The following is a 15,822-nucleotide window of genomic DNA, read 5'->3' as shown; positions in this document are numbered from 1 at the left end:
GAAAATAATAGCAGGATAACCATGAAAAAAATAATTCAATTTATTGCACTTATCACTTTGTGCAATTTTACACTAATCTCTTGCCAAAATAATATGAAACAAAAAAAATATTCTTGGAATGCATTCGTATGCACTCCAAAAAATTATCCAGCTGAAATTTTTTCAGGACATTTAATAGTGGGAAATACTCCTGAAAGCGACTACGTCTATATGCCATTTAATAGAGTAATTAATAGTCGCTATTTAGGTGACAATGATGGTTCATCCTCAGGAGAAGCAACAGGAATATCTCCTAAAACATTAGACATTACCTGGATGTCTTTTACGGAGAACAAAAGTTATTCTGGGATTTTTAAACTTGATTCAGAGAAGATAGAATCTTTAATGATCAACGGAAGCGAAAGACCACTTTGGGACGAAGAATTAAAAAAAGTAAGAATTGCTAAAGATTATAATTTCGCTATTAATGCAGGGTTATTTCCCGGGGGTATGGTTGTCTTATACGTTTTTAGTCCTTCAAACATGACTATTGTAGGTCGTTATCAGGCACATGAAGACGAAAAAGTTGACTGGGGTATCGCACATGAAATAATGAAAGACAGAAATGGAATCGATAAAGTGGTTGGAGTTATGACTAAAGATTTACCCCAAGAAATAAAAGATCAAATTAAAAATGGAACAATACCATTTGGGTACTGGGAAAAACTTTTTAATAAATATCATTTAGCACCTGTTGTGAAAACCGAAGATAAAGTAGAAACACTAGAAATTAATTATATCAATGGCGAATTTGAATCTATTTTTTTGAGTTTAAACAAGAATGTTATGCCTATACAGCAACGTGCTGTACCAAGAAAGTTAAATGTGGTTTGGCACGATATAAATGACAGGCGCATGGAAAGCGATGTGTTTTTTGATGAAAAAAAGGCAATGGCAATTTTTGAAAAAACCAAACCTAACGAAGTAATACAATTTATCATTGAAATTGATCGAAATACAAAACCAAGAGAAACAAAGGGAATTACGATAAAACTAAAAACAGCAACTTCAGAAATCGATATGACAGAAGCTATTGTTTCGCAGGAAACATTTACAAAGACGTTACCATATTAATTATACTATTTTGACAAGAGAGAAAATAATGGACTTTTTTCTATTGATAGGGATATTATGCAGTGTGATAAATTTGTGCTAGAATATTAGGAGTAGGAAAATTGAGAGAATTGAGAAGTATATCTTGGAAACTATACTTTTATTATTATCCTTTTATGGAATGTTTATTTTTTTTAAAAATTCTATATTATAAAAATTGTAGTCTCTAAATATTTAAATATACCATGCTGAAAGATTGAAAAAAATCAAGAAAGACATAACTACTATAACAAAAAAATGAAACTAATTTATCTTACAAAATATCCAATACAAGAAGGAGATACATTGGAGAGTGTTGCCAAAAAATTAAATATTCAGACAGAATACTTAAAAGAGGTACACAATGCTAAAGCTGGATTCTGGGATAAAATAAGAAGCAAGTTTCCTAAACACTTGACGGAGATTTATGTTTATTCTGATGTATTAGAAGAACAATCGCCTGAAAAAGAGGTTAAAAGAGAAACAGGACGAAATATATTTTCTACTAGCTTTTATACTCCAAAAAAATATGGTTACAGTCTTAAAAATTATGAGGGAGATCATCTAAAAAACAAGATTCATTATGAGGTAGAGGCGGTTTATAAAGAAAATGACTTTAATTTTAAAATTATAGAAATAAATCGCAAACAAGTATATGTAAACCATAAAATGCCTGATGTTGCAGTAGAACAACTTTTAGATAAAATTGCCCAAAATATGTTTCCTATTGAGCTGCGAATTAGCCATGCTGGAGAAATAAAAGCAATTGCGAACCATAAAGAAATCAAAGAACGCTGGCTTGCTAATAAAGAAGAACTAACACAATATTATAAAAAAGAGCAGTCAGATGCTATTATAAAAAAAGCAGACTTGTACTTTAATAACGAAAAAGACTTGTTAGGAATATTATCAAATAATTGGTTTTTCAATCTGTTTTTTAAGCCTATATATAATTATTATCCTGAAAAAAAAGAAATTCAATACACAACCAAAGTACCCTTTTTATCGAAGAGATTAGTAGAATATGAAATAACACAAACCCTGCAAGACCTCTATACTAGAAGCGGTAAAGTGATCATCAATCATGCAGGAAAAATGACAGACCACAGAAGTTTTGATGAAGTTTTGCAAAACAAAACGGTATTAGAAAAAGACCGTCCTAATATTCAATTCATACATTCTGAGGGAGATGTACAATATAAACTCAATAGTTCTGATAACAGCATATTTTCTATAATAGGAACTTATAATACCAAAATAAGCGACAAAAAAAACAACAAAATTCAGGTAGAAATATATCAACTATAAATTTTTGTTTGAATTTAAAAAAATAAAAAAATGGCAGAAAAACACGTAGTTGTACATGGAGCTACTTGCCAATGTAAGTTTAGCGAAGCACCTAAAACTGATGTTTTACAGGTAAAAACGCACTCTAAACATTATGGCAATGACAAAGATGGGTCTAAAAAACTTATTGCGACCACTAAAGAAATTGGGCAAACCCTGGAAGCAAACACCTTTGGCAAATGCAAAAAGCAGCCCATGGGTTCTAGTTACAAGCCTTGCCAGGCCGTAATTACAGAATGGAGTGGTTTTTACCAAGAAGTTACCCTTTCAAACCAAGGAAAAATACTGCTTGAAGACAGTAAAGCTACCTGCCCAATAGGAGGGCCTGATTGCATAACCATTAAAAATCACGGACAGGTGGCTGAACTAAGTAAACAAAATGTAAAAAATACCAGTCCTGAAGTTACAACTGAGTTATTTCCTGGCTTCGATTTAGATGATTCAGAAAATGAGATTTTAAAGATACCTAATAATTTATAATCAAATTAGATGGAAAAGCAAGTACATATCATACCAAAAAAGGTAGAAGAAGGACAAAAATATGATCCTAGACTAAACAGTTTAGTATTAAAAAAAGCAGGATCTTTTAATATAGCGATAAAGGAAATAGAGGACTTAAAAAAACAAAAACCCATAGCCCCTAAATCTATAACAGAATTATCTAAGGAAGAATATAGTAAACTAAGCGAAACAGCAAGATGGAATTATGATGTTGATGTAAAACAATATAATATCGATGTTAAAAAATATAATGAAAAACAAAAGCTATATAATGAACGTTTAAAGAAATTTGACGACTTAAACTGGACTTGGCAATTGGTTTATAATGAATTAGATTCCAGTAAAATAACACGTAATGTTGATTTTAAAAAAGGCATTCATGATAGTATCTCATTTCCAAAACTATTAGAAGGCGGAGGTATGGCATGGCTCGAGGCATGGCATGAACAAGATAAGCCAAAAGGAACATATCCCTTCGGAATGTATGTGCAGGCAGAAGGTGTGTCTGAGATTGTTCGTGCAGAATGGACAGATTTGAGATATGAGACTATCAATCAGACCACAAAAGTAGCTTTTGGATCTAAGGTTATATTACATATTTATACAGCCGGACTTTATGGTCAGGAAGTCGAGGTGCATTTGGCAGATAGCGATGTATTTACTCCTAATGATAAATTAAAAATTTCAGGAAAAGATTTTTTTACTCGCGAAGTAAAAGTTTATAAATTAAAATCTAATGATATTAATAAAAAAGGTATATCTGGTACTTTAACCATAGATGATGCTCCAGTAAATTACGCTCAAAAAATAGAAATAGAGGTAGTACTTGATAATGCCTGGATAAAGACCGCGGGAGAAAATTTGAAAATATTTCCTATTATAAAATCTATAAAAACAGGAACTTTTTTTACCGGTTTTAGCAGAAGTTATTTGCAAGTGAGTAAAGATGAAAAAAGTATTTCACTCGATCAGCAACCAATTCCTGCCACAAATATGCCACTCATTGTCGGGAATGTTGAGACCAATGTGGCGCATTTTGATCATTGCAAGTATACTGAAATTGAGCTTAAAGTAATTCCTGAAACCGAAAAAGAAAAAAACAGAATTGTTTTTAAAGAAAATAATATGGTTACTCCTCTTGCATATAACATACCTATTATTTGTGCAGATACAGATCACTTTAAAGATTATGCAATAGAATTAATGAACCTTAATACAGAAGAATGTCGATTTGATGGAAAATCTAATGATCACAAAAAAACTTCTATAAACATATTAAAAACACCTGAAAATTACAAAATAACGAACAATAATGGCAAAACATTAAATTTCAAAGCAGCATTTAACTATCATCCTAGTAATGATAATCTTATAGAGAAGACCTCTTTTAACATGTTAGAATATATTTGGCCTGTTAGTTTACGAGACGATAACAAACATGCTTTAGAACTAAGAGCCTTATCTTGCCGATATGAGAAAGGAATAAGTATAATTGCTTATCCTGATGTAAAGTGGGCTCTTGATTTCAGATTTGGTATGAAAGGACCTGAACAGTATACACATACAAATCTTCCAAACTACCCTAGAAACAGCGATGAAGAAAAGGTTGAGAAAAAACCTCAATCCAGACATAGTGATTCTTTTGAAAAAGCTAAAAAAGCAGGACGAATTAATACCTATGGAATGGAGAAAAGAGCTAATGGTATGGATTTAGAATTTCAGTTAGTCCTAAAAGCCGAATATAATAAAGGTGAGGAAATAGAATTAGCAGATAAATATGCTCAGAAAATAAAAAAATTCTTAGAACTGCTTTTGTCCTTGAAAGAAGGTTTAGATACATTAACCAATATTGATAAAATAAATTCCGGGCATAAGAGCGCTGTAAAGGGAATTGGGAAAATTTTAAAATCACCAATTATTGGTACAATTGACTATCCTGCCATTAGTGTTGGAGGTAAATGGCAAGTTGCAATAAAAGATGAAACAAATGAGGTTTATACTGATGGAAAGGTTGCCTTAAGATTTAATCCCTTGTTAAAAGGTGATGTTTCATTAGATATTATTGCTGCAGTTTCCTACGTTCCTGCCTTTGGGCAGGCTGTAAAAGCAATTGAGATAGCATTAAATGCTGCTGGGGCAGAATTAAATTTTATGCTCACAATATTTGGACAAGTAAACGTAGAATTAGAATATGCACTTGCCGAAAAAGGCGGTTCTAATTTAAATTTAAATGGTGAACTTGGAATAAAATTAGTTTTGTCCGGGAAAGTTAAAATAAATTTAAATGCTATTATTTTCAGTGTAGATGGTGAGATTCAAGCGGAAGCATATGCTGTTACATCTATAAAGCCTAAAGCTAGTATAGGACATGATAAAAAAGGAACTTTTGTAGAAGCTAAATGTGATTTTATGGGAATTAATATTGTATGTATTATAACTGCAAAAGGTAAAAACAATCAAGTACAATATAAAGACACATATAATATTTTGGACAGAAAAGATGATTTTGTAAAAGGTAAAAAATATATAATAGAATCATGAAACACATAATATATTTTTTAATACTATTTATACCTTTAAAAATTTATTCACAAACTAATAAAATCAATATGGAATTGATAAAAAAAGAAATTTTAGATAATAAAAATACATATTCAGTAAAACCATATTATACTGTAAAATTACAAATACAAGCTTGTAATTTTGAGTTATTGCTTAACGATATTCCCGTGTTAAGCTATAGTGTTAAAAGCGGTATGACAAATGAAATACCTTTGAATCCTTATATTTTAAAAAGTGGGAAACAAAATTTAAAAATTAAATTGACACCAATTAATGATCAGTTAAAACTTAGTGAACAAATTGATTTATCTCTTGATCTGGGCTATAACAATATTATTGATGAAAACAACGGGCTTGGAGAATATATTCAATCAGGTAAATTTAATTTGTCTCAAGAAATAAAAGATAAAAAACTTCCCTATTTTGAAATAGAAATCCCTTTTAATGCCTACGTTCCTTGGGATTATAAAAACATTTTAGAAGATGCACAAGATTTATCTAAACAATCTGATTTATTAAAACAAACAGTAAATAATTTTTACCATATATTGGAAACTAAAGATTCAAAAAAATATTTTGAATTAATGAAAGGAAGTCTTAAAGTCCAATCGGATGTTGAGTATATGTCAAGAAAAGAAATTGACAAATTACTTAATGATTTGGATCTTTCTCAAATTAAAAAAATATATCCTTTGGATAATTATGAAATAAAGTTGTATGCTAATGGCAAGTTAGTAAGGTTTGTTAGTAAAACCAAAGACGAGGATGGTAATCAATACCTCTTTAGATATACTGTTCCCCCACTTATAGAAGGAAAACGTGATGGAGAAGGATCTTTTAATTATTTATTTTACCTTCCAAAAGATCAAAAAGAACTAGAAGTATTTTAACTACATATTATGAATATGCTTAAAGAGAAAATTAAGGCAGAGGAAGTTATTCTTGTAAAAAAAGCGTTCAATAAAAGTTTATGGAAATCATTAATTATAATGCCTTTTATTTTAACTGTCATATTGTTACCTATTTATTTTTTAATCTTTTTTATTAACTTATTTATATTCCACATGGATTTAGATAATTTATTATCTATATACATTATTTCTATTTTAGGATTAGTGATTCTAAATTTTTTATATGGAAAAATCATAATAAATAAAAGGATTACGAATCAAAAAATATATAAAATAACAGAAGATTTTAGCATCCAAAGAAAAGATAAATATACATATACTTCAGATTCCGCTTCAGATAGTAATTATTTTAGATTGTTTTTAATAAATAAAGACGATCAAAAAAAAGGAATTTATATAAGTGAGGAGGATTATAAAAAAGTAAAAGAAAATGAAGTAATAACTATTACATACTTCGAGATAGTAGATATTAGTATAAAAGCTGTTTGTAATAATCAAGAATTGAAATATACACGCTTTTTTTCTGTAAAAAAATGGAATTTACCTATATAAGAAAATAATTGTGACGAAACTTTTAAATTTTTGAAATGTATAAAAGAAAAATAACAAAAGAGGAAATAGAATTTATCAGTAAAATATTTAATAAAAAAGTAAAAAGTTCACTTTTTATTATTGCAGTTTTTTCACTTTTCCTTTTTATTTTTCTTTACTGCTTATCCGTAAATTGGATAGATTATTTGCTAGTAAAAATTGTATTGACACTTATTTCAATAATTATAGGTTATCTTATTATAAACTCAATATATAGCATTGTTTCATTGAATATAAAAATCAATACCTGTAATATTGACCGTATAGAGGCTGAATTTAAAGTTCAAAATAAGGATATCCTCACTTATACATATGATACATCTTCTAATTCAGAATATTTCAAGATATTTTTAATAAATACTTTTAATAACGAAAAGAAAAGAATTTATGTAGAACAGGAAGATTACAGAAAGATTAAAGAAAAGGATTTTATAAAAATTATATATTTTGACAAAGTTAATATTCCCTATGAAGCGATTCATAATGATGAAAAAATGAACAAAATAAGTTTTTTTTAATCAAAACAGATAACCGTATTATCAATAAAAATTTGCTGGTAATTACCACAAACAAGACTAAAAATTATTTGTCAATGACAAAAATAATATCTAATTCCTCAAATGTTGAAAGGGCAAGAAATAATCATAGAATCTAATTACAGGATTTACAATTTCAAGGGATTAAGGGCATTAAATTAAAAAAATACAGAATAGATATGAAGAAAATAATTGTTTTAATCTTTTTATTTTTCATCATTTCTTGTTCAAATAGAAAAAATAAAATAGAAATAAAAAAAATACCTAATGTAGAAATTATCACAGGCTCAAAATCTAAAGTTGATTACTTTGAAGTGTATGATTATGAATCATATTCAATCGAGGAAGCGATGCTAAAAATTAAAGATTTTTATAAAACAACTTTAAGAAATGATACAATTCAAAAGTATGAAGAGTATAGATGTTGTTTCTACACACATGCATCGAATGTAAAGTATTCTTCTTTTATAGGAAACAATACATCAAATTTTGAAGAAGGAGGAATTCGTGATTGGGATAATCCTTTATTTTATAATAGGAATGAATATTTATTTGCAATGATATATCATGATAGTCAAAGTACAAATTATGTTCTATATAAAAATAATAAAATCGTTTTAGATGAAAGAGAGAACAATAAAAAATGAGAAGGATAATTTAGTTTAGAATTAAGATTTGATTAATGGGGATCAGTCTTTGGAGTATTTATAATCAAAGAGGAAATTTCAGATATACATTTATAATTTTAAACTATGAGAGCGTTTGTAATCAAAAAAACAAGAAGTGTTTTTCAATTTTCTTTTTTATTGTTATTGTCTAATTTTTTAACTCTAATCTTATTTTATGACAAATTGCATGTAACAGATTGTTTGGCTGATGATGTAGAAGAAAGTAGTAAAACATTTTATTATTATAAAATTCTAAATTTTGAATATGCTTCAAGTTTTTTGACTCCCTGTTTAATTCGGTATATTATCGCTATCTTTTTTGTGTCTATATTTTATTGTATCTGTCTGTCTTATTTGAAATTGCATCTAAAGATAAGTGTAAAAAAAATGTTTCTTTTAGTGGCATTGACAATTGTCTTTGGATATTTTCTATTTACTATTGAAACATTATTTGAAGAGTATGCTTTATTTAATTTTAATAATCTCTTCAATTTATTAACTCTTTACTTCGGGTATTTTGTTATTGTTCATTTAGTTGATGTAGTTGTATTTAGTCTGGTAACGATAATTGTGACATTCCTTTTTTTTAGAAAAAACTATATTAAGGGGTGATCTATTATTAACAAAAGAAAAAAAAATTGAGAAATATGCATATGCCATTTTACCTACTAGCAAGAATTCAATTATTCATTTTGGACTTTTTTGATTAATGATAAGCCTTATATAACAAATTTTTGCTGCTTGGACCATTTACAACACTTACAGAAAATTATAAATATGAAGAAAATAATTGTTTTTCTTTTTTTGTTTTTCATCATTTCGTGTTCAAATAGAAAAAATAAAATGGAAATAAAAGAAATACCTAACGTAGAAATTATCACAGGCTCAAAATCTAAAGTTGATTACTTTGAAGTGTATGACCATGAATCATATTCAATCGAGGAAGCAATACTAAAAATTAAAGATTTTTATAAAACAACTTTAAAAAATGATACGATTCAAAAGTATGAAGAGTATCGATGTTGTTTCTACTCACATGTATCGAATGTAAAGTATTCCTCTTTTGTAGGAAGTAATACATCGAATTTTGAAGAAGGAGGAATTCGTGATTGGGATAATCCTTTATTTTATAATAGAAATGAATATTTATTTGCAATGATATATCATGATAGTCAAAGTACAAATTATGTTATATATAAAAATAATAAAATCGTTTTGGATGAAACAGAGAACAATAAAAAATGAAAAGGATAATTTAGGTTAGAATGAAGATTTGATTATTACCCAATTAGAAATATTTACTCAAGAAAACAACTCATAAGAAATGACTTTTGAAATAACACATAAAATAAATACAATAGTTAATGATATTGCAAAAGAAATTCAAACTTCTTTTAATGTTGAATTTCTTGCTTTAGAAAAAAAATCAAATTTTAATACATACGAAATTAGCAAGACAAAAGTTATTAATAACCCGGGTCATGAAAATACCTATTTAACCTTTCTGGAAAATTTAGAGCAGCTTACCTATCCAATTAAAATTCAGACAACAAGTGAAGGAAAATTTGTTAAGTTCATAGAATATAAAGAATGGCTTGAAAGATGGGAAGAAAACACTGCTATTCTAATGGAAGAATATGACGGTAACAAAAATGCTCAGGATATATTAGAAAGATTTAATCTAAATGTATATGATGAAAAAACGTTTACCCAGAATAAGTTTAAAGAGCCTTTTTGGAACTTGATTTTTTTTAATCCAGAAGTAGATGAGGAGCAATCCAGGAATACAGCAATTAGTTGGAATATAAAATCTATTGGAAATTTAGAATGTGTTGGAAAAACAAAATTTGTTATATCAAATGCCGGTGAATCATTATTGTGTTTTGAATCTCAGGAAGTCTTAAATGAAAAATGTACCGAAATGATAAATTTTATAACAAACAATAAAGACAATCAAAAGGACTATGTAACAAACCTAGAAGTAATTACAGCTTTAGATGCGTCACATAAAAAGATAAAATATAAAAGTGCCCTTTTTGAAATTCAAACAGACACTTTATTTCAGTATAAAGAAGAAACATTTTTAAATATAAAGAGAGAAATTAATTCTAAATAATATGGCAAAAGGAGAAATAATAGTAGAAGGAGCTAAATGCTTTTGCTCTAATTCTGTTAAAAATAATAGCAAGGCTACTGCAGTGCCATTAGCCGTTAAAAGTCAGATTAAAAAATTAAAAGCAAACAAGTATTTTGCTCAGGAACTGCCCATTGCCACCAACCTTGATGATACATCAGATAGTTTTAATAACGGAGCGGGTTTTGGTGATTGTTACCTGCCGGATAAAAAAACAAAACCCTGCAAAGGACAATGCAGCATAAAATACAAAGACTTTTATAAAAATGTAGACTTTGATAAAAGTATGAAAGTACTGCTGGATATCTCTACAGGTACCTGCCCAGGCTATGGTGTACCTGGTACCATTGAATTTGCAACGACCGGACAAAAAAAAGCAGTAAACACAATTGATGTAAAAGAAGCAGACGCTTTTACAGTTGAAAATACCTCTGCCCAGTGGGAAACCGCAGATCCTACTAAAGAAGATTCGGTGTCTGAAATCAACATTGTTGTTCCGTTTGCAGAAAAACCAACGGGGAAATATTATTTTATAGAAAAAGCAAAAAACACAAATATTTGGCCTTTGACAATGCCAGTTGCAGAAGCTAAACTTCAATTAAAAGCAATCTACAAAGGAGATCCAACAAAAATAACTTGGGCATTGTTTAAAGGCGATGAAGTTAAAGATAAAGTGAAAACTTTTGTGGGTATTGGAGCCAACATTGTATTTACATTAGATAAGCTTTTTAAAGATCTGGACGAAGGTGTCTATCGAATTGAAGCTTATGCAAACCGTGCCGGATATAAAGATTGTGCCATACTTATTGAATATATAAAAGACCATGTCGAAGGAATTACGACACCGGGTAAAACCCTGCTAAAAAACACACCGATTCCTTTAACTTTAAAATTTAAAGCAAGTTCCTTAGTAGAAAAACAAAAAATACTTAATCCAGCATCATTAAATCCTGTTTATGAAACGTCTCCAATTGCTAGTTGGAGAGTGACTTGTAAGAATGTAGTGATTTTTAATAGCCAGATTAGCAGTGAATCTAATCTAATTAAAGTAGAGACAAAAACGGGGGTACTAGGTATTTTTACCTTCAAAAACCCTGATGAATATCAAGTTGAGGCCTACACATCGCCCAATGATACGAGCCCAATAAAAATAACCTTAAATGTTTTAGAATCTTTAGGGGTAAATACTGTAAAAGGAACCTGCAACCAACTGTTGCGATATAATGAGAGCCTAAAAGTAGAAGTTAGCAAGTTTAATGTTGAATTTTTACCCACTAATAATACCAAAATGCAATGGTATTTGCAAAAAGACGGCATACGATTAACAGCTTTTGAAAACGCTGCCATTTCTAAAGAAAAAAGTATCAATAAACCTATCAACCAAATACTCTATTATGATGCTCATGGAGGCAATAATTACTTTGGTAAATATGCTATAGAAGGATACGGAAAGCCAACCAACCGACCTGGATTTAATGCATCAGACAGCTTTTTCTTTGAGGTAATCAGAAATTCTATAGACAAAGTTACTTTGCCAAAATCGATACCCAAAGGCGCTAAAGTAAAACTTGAAACCGCAGCCCGAATTATGCCACTGATTGGCGATGAAAAAATAAATTTAGAATTGCCAAATGATGTAGTAGACAATCATGACGGAACAATTACTTTTAATAGTGAAGGAGAGTTTGAGATAGCTGCCTACCTTACAGGAGAAGAAACCCTTGATACAAGAGTAAAAACAAAAATAAAAGTAGCTACGCCAGAATTAAAACGTGCTTTATGGGCATATGGTACAGGTTATAAACGCACCGAAACAGGCTATAAAGAAGAAACCCATGCCTTTGTAGAAATTGCAGGATTAGAGAATCAATCGATCACCATAAAAGTTTGGGTAAGAGGAGCAAGGGACTCTTTTTATTTGGAACCGGCAACATACATGCTCGAAGAAAAAAAGATAACTCTTAACGACAAAGGTATTGGCTCATTTAAAATTATTACTGACGACAAGTATAAAGATAAAATAAAAAAAGCGGTACCGGCAACAACCGAAACACCAAACCCAAATGTAAGTTTGATTTTTACCGTAGAAATGCCAACTGGAAGCCAAGGAGCAATCACCTTGCCCAATGATATGGCTATAAAAAACGGCAAACCAGTAGTGGGGACAAAATTTATTGAAGTACTAGACAGTAATGAAGAACTTGCAGTAACCAACGAGAAAAAAATAAAATCAATATTTTTTGCTAAAGAAGACGGTAAAGGCGTACAGCAAACCCTTACGCATCATGGCAAAAGCCACAAAATATGGGTGCATACTGTAAATATGCAGGAAGAAGAACTAAGAGTTGATGTTATGAGCTTAGTGAATTCTGATTGTATGGAAGAAAAAAACGGAATCATAACAGCTTTACAAAGCATTCAGGAATATAAAGAAAAAGTGGGTAGTGACGGGTTATTAGAACTCCCTTTTACAGCCGAAGAGAAATACCTGACAGATGCGGAAGTAAACCCTGTACGTTTTAGTATACAAGTAAGCCGAAAAGTAAAAGACCCAAACGACGACAAAAAAGAAGTTTATATTTTTGAAGATGATCAATTGGCTGCAATCCCTTATGCAAACGCAAGCTTGGTACGAAGTCCTGATATGAAAACGATAGGTATAAAAGCCACCAAGCAAGACAAAAATTCTTTTACTAAAGAAGAAAAAATAGCCTTAAGAAAACAACTCATTTGTTTTAAAAACACAGCTTTAATAGTAGAAAAAAGTATTTTAACTGAGGAAGCTATAGATAATTGTACGGTTCCTGTAGTGGTAGATTTAGAAATGGCTGAGCTTATAAAAGGGAAAAGTTGTTATTGTAATAAGGACTTAACGGAGGAAGACTTACGAGCTCTGGTAAAAACAATAAATGGCAGAGAGACTATTTGGGGTGGCGAAAATTGCAACATAGATGACAAAAGTTATAAATCATTAACATTTCAGCTTAATGCAATGTTTCGTAAATACAACATTAATGAATGTATTCAGAAAATTGCATTTTTAGCAATGACAAGTGTTGAAACTGGATTCTTTCAAACCACTGGGGAAATCGAAGGAGATACAAATTCAAGCCAATATTTTTATAAAGGAAGAGGGATTTTACAGTTAACAGGAGACGGAAGGGATCCTGTAATCTATTCAGATTATCAGAACAAAATAGGGAATGCATATAACATTATTGAAAATCCAAATTTAGTGTCTCAAAAACTATTTTTATCAGTAGATAGCGGGGGCTTTGTGTGGAATCATATTAAAGCACTTAAATGGGAACCAAGGCCAAAAAACAATAAAGATAAAGATCAAGCTGAATATGAAGCAAAAATGAAAGCTTTTGAGTGGAAAAGAAATAAATTTGCTAAAGGATTGTCAAAGAATTTAAATGATATCGCCTTGTTAATGAAAGAAAATGAAGAAGATTATTTCTTCTTAATCTGCCGTTTACTACAGGGATATGCCCCAGCAAGTACAAGCGATTATCCAGCAACACTACATTTAGATAGAAGAAAAGAAAATTTGCAAAAAATAAAAACTTGGTTCAAGTATAATAAAAATGTTTGTGAGAATGGTGGGGTAATTCCTGAATTATCAGGAAAAATTCCATGGATGGATGTAGCATGGAAAGAATATGAAAAATATAAAGGTTTAAATAACAATTTAATTCCTTTAAAAGGTCAAGTAGAAACTTATTTCGATAATGCTAATTATACAACAGGAAAATTTACTGAAAATTGGTGTGCTGCATTCGTAACTTGGTGTTTAACAAAAGGGACTTTTAAATATCCACCCCCATCTGGATTAGGAACCATAAGAGCAAGAGCTTTCGCTCCAAAAGCGATATATGCTACTGATCATTATTGGGAAGAAGGAAGTCAAACTAAAAATAATACACCAGCTTATGGGGCAATAGCTTTGATAAAGTGGGAAAATGGAGGTGAACACGTAGCTTTTGTTATTGGAAAAACAAGTGTAGGGAGAATTGCAGTTTTAGGTGGAAATCAAAGTGTAAAGGAAAATGGTGTTAAAATAGGCAGTGGTATAACTTTATCATCAGCAAAACTCTCAGAAATAAAGTGTTTTACCTATCCTTCAAGTTTTTCAGATTATACAGAACTTTATAATTTAACTTCGGAAAACATAACTGATTCATTAACTTCTTCAGATACACACCAATGAAAACAAAAATCATGATGATTATTATAATTTTTTATTTTACTACTTCTTGTAACTCACAACGAAAAGAGGAGAATGAAAAAATAAAAAATAATATAGAAAGAACAGCGACTAATATTAAAAATAAAGATTCAATAATTGACAAGATGGATAAAGTATTAACTAGACAAATACAGTTTGGAAACTCAGTTTCAAATGATGTAACAGATATAAAGTATTATGAATTTAGTGTAGATGATATTGAAGTGTTAGAGGACGAATCTTCGAAAATTTTATTAAGTAATGGGTATATAGCACCAACAGAAGAAAATTTCAATAAGCGCATAAACAAAATATTTAATAAACTTCATAATAATAAAAATTTATTTTATATAAACACTTTTGATATTTGTAAAGGAGTGTCATCATTTGCAGATTCGGATGGTTTTAGACCTAATATTTTTATTTCAAAAACAAAAAAGTTAATTGTTGACCAACTATTTATTGCTGAGATAACAGACTATGAAGAACTTTATCCTCCTATTATAGATATTGAAAAAAAAATAAACACAAAGTTTAAAGATAAGAATGGTGATAATGTTTATGTGACTAGATGGAAAGACGTCAAAGACCTAGCTGGACAACGTAGAAAAAATATTCAAACTTTAGTTGCTCGCAACATGTATTTATTCAACGATAGTAGAGCTCATTTTAAATGGCTAATCTTAAATGACGAAAACTTCATGAGAAATTTAGTGACTACTTTTGGCTATTATGACGATAAAGAATTGTTGAAATGGGTAGTAGAAAATATAAAATTTGACAGCAATAACCCAAAAGAATTAGACAAGATATTTTGGAATAAAAAATGCGATAGAACTGCAAAATTAAATTTAGAAATTTTTCCTGTTTTAAAAGAAATTATAAAACCAGGAGATGCTAATTATTTTGAAACATTAAAATCATATGTAATGTATTTGCTTGAGGATAAAGATAAAAGGAACGAACTTTCATTGCAAGACAGATCAAAATTACTAGCACATCTTGTTTATTTTGGCGAACAATATCGCTATGATAAAAATTATAACGACAAAAGTTATTTTATGCAGCGAATTTGGATGCGCGACATTGACGATTCTGTTAAAAAAGAAATAATAAGAAATAATTACTATAATTTACCTGATTATAAAAATCTTTATGAAAAATCAGAGGAATATCAAAATGCACTTGTTGATGAGAATGGAGGGTAGTT

Annotated in this window: 12 protein-coding genes; all 12 read left to right on the top strand. The window is 29.6% G+C overall.

Annotated features, from left to right (window positions below):
* Positions 1-93: 93 nt before the first annotated feature.
* On the top strand, positions 94-1,113 hold the full coding sequence (locus tag BXU01_RS18045) for a DUF2931 family protein (protein ID WP_255373798.1): 1,020 nt from the start codon (positions 94-96) through the stop codon (positions 1,111-1,113).
* Positions 1,114-1,389: 276 nt separating this feature from the next.
* Positions 1,390-2,439 (top strand): hypothetical protein, encoded by a 1,050-nt coding sequence (locus BXU01_RS18040; RefSeq protein WP_083694471.1) that lies wholly within the window; start codon positions 1,390-1,392, stop codon positions 2,437-2,439.
* Positions 2,440-2,469: 30 nt separating this feature from the next.
* Positions 2,470-2,958 carry a DUF4280 domain-containing protein gene (locus BXU01_RS18035; protein ID WP_083694468.1) on the top strand — a complete coding sequence of 163 codons (489 nt, stop codon included), beginning with the start codon at positions 2,470-2,472 and terminating at the stop codon, positions 2,956-2,958.
* Positions 2,959-2,967: 9 nt separating this feature from the next.
* A complete protein-coding gene (locus BXU01_RS18030) occupies positions 2,968-5,520 on the top strand; it encodes a hypothetical protein (protein WP_083694465.1) in 2,553 nt (850 codons plus the stop codon).
* Entirely contained in the window at positions 5,517-6,431 is a 915-nt protein-coding gene (locus tag BXU01_RS18025; RefSeq protein WP_083694463.1) for a hypothetical protein, read from the top strand. The genes BXU01_RS18030 and BXU01_RS18025 overlap by 4 nt, the downstream gene beginning before the upstream one ends.
* Before the next feature lie 9 nt (positions 6,432-6,440).
* Entirely contained in the window at positions 6,441-7,004 is a 564-nt protein-coding gene (locus BXU01_RS18020) for a hypothetical protein (RefSeq protein WP_255373797.1), read from the top strand.
* A gap of 35 nt (positions 7,005-7,039) precedes the next feature.
* On the top strand, positions 7,040-7,561 hold the full coding sequence (locus tag BXU01_RS18015) for a hypothetical protein (RefSeq protein ID WP_083694460.1): 522 nt from the start codon (positions 7,040-7,042) through the stop codon (positions 7,559-7,561).
* 197 nt (positions 7,562-7,758) lie between these two features.
* Positions 7,759-8,226 (top strand): hypothetical protein, encoded by a 468-nt coding sequence (locus BXU01_RS18010; RefSeq protein ID WP_083694458.1) that lies wholly within the window; start codon positions 7,759-7,761, stop codon positions 8,224-8,226.
* An 864-nt stretch (positions 8,227-9,090) separates the two neighbouring features.
* Positions 9,091-9,492, top strand: a complete 402-nt coding sequence (locus BXU01_RS18000) for a hypothetical protein (RefSeq protein ID WP_123774104.1) — start codon at positions 9,091-9,093, stop codon at positions 9,490-9,492.
* 79 nt (positions 9,493-9,571) lie between these two features.
* Entirely contained in the window at positions 9,572-10,363 is a 792-nt protein-coding gene (locus BXU01_RS17995; protein ID WP_083694450.1) for a hypothetical protein, read from the top strand.
* A gap of 1 nt (position 10,364) precedes the next feature.
* Positions 10,365-14,594, top strand: a complete 4,230-nt coding sequence (locus tag BXU01_RS17990) for a CHAP domain-containing protein (RefSeq protein WP_083694447.1) — start codon at positions 10,365-10,367, stop codon at positions 14,592-14,594.
* Positions 14,591-15,820: a hypothetical protein gene (locus BXU01_RS17985; RefSeq protein ID WP_083694445.1), complete on the top strand. Its 1,230-nt coding sequence runs from the start codon at positions 14,591-14,593 to the stop codon at positions 15,818-15,820. Before BXU01_RS17990 ends, BXU01_RS17985 begins: the two co-directional genes overlap by 4 nt.
* The last annotated feature ends 2 nt before the right edge of the window (positions 15,821-15,822 follow it).

Origin of the sequence: [Flexibacter] sp. ATCC 35103 (assembly GCF_001975985.1) — a bacterium.
Classification (GTDB): Bacteria; Bacteroidota; Bacteroidia; order Flavobacteriales; family Flavobacteriaceae; genus Flavobacterium.
The sequence above is the reverse complement of the archived record's forward strand: the minus strand, read 5'-3'. Positions and strand labels throughout refer to the sequence as shown.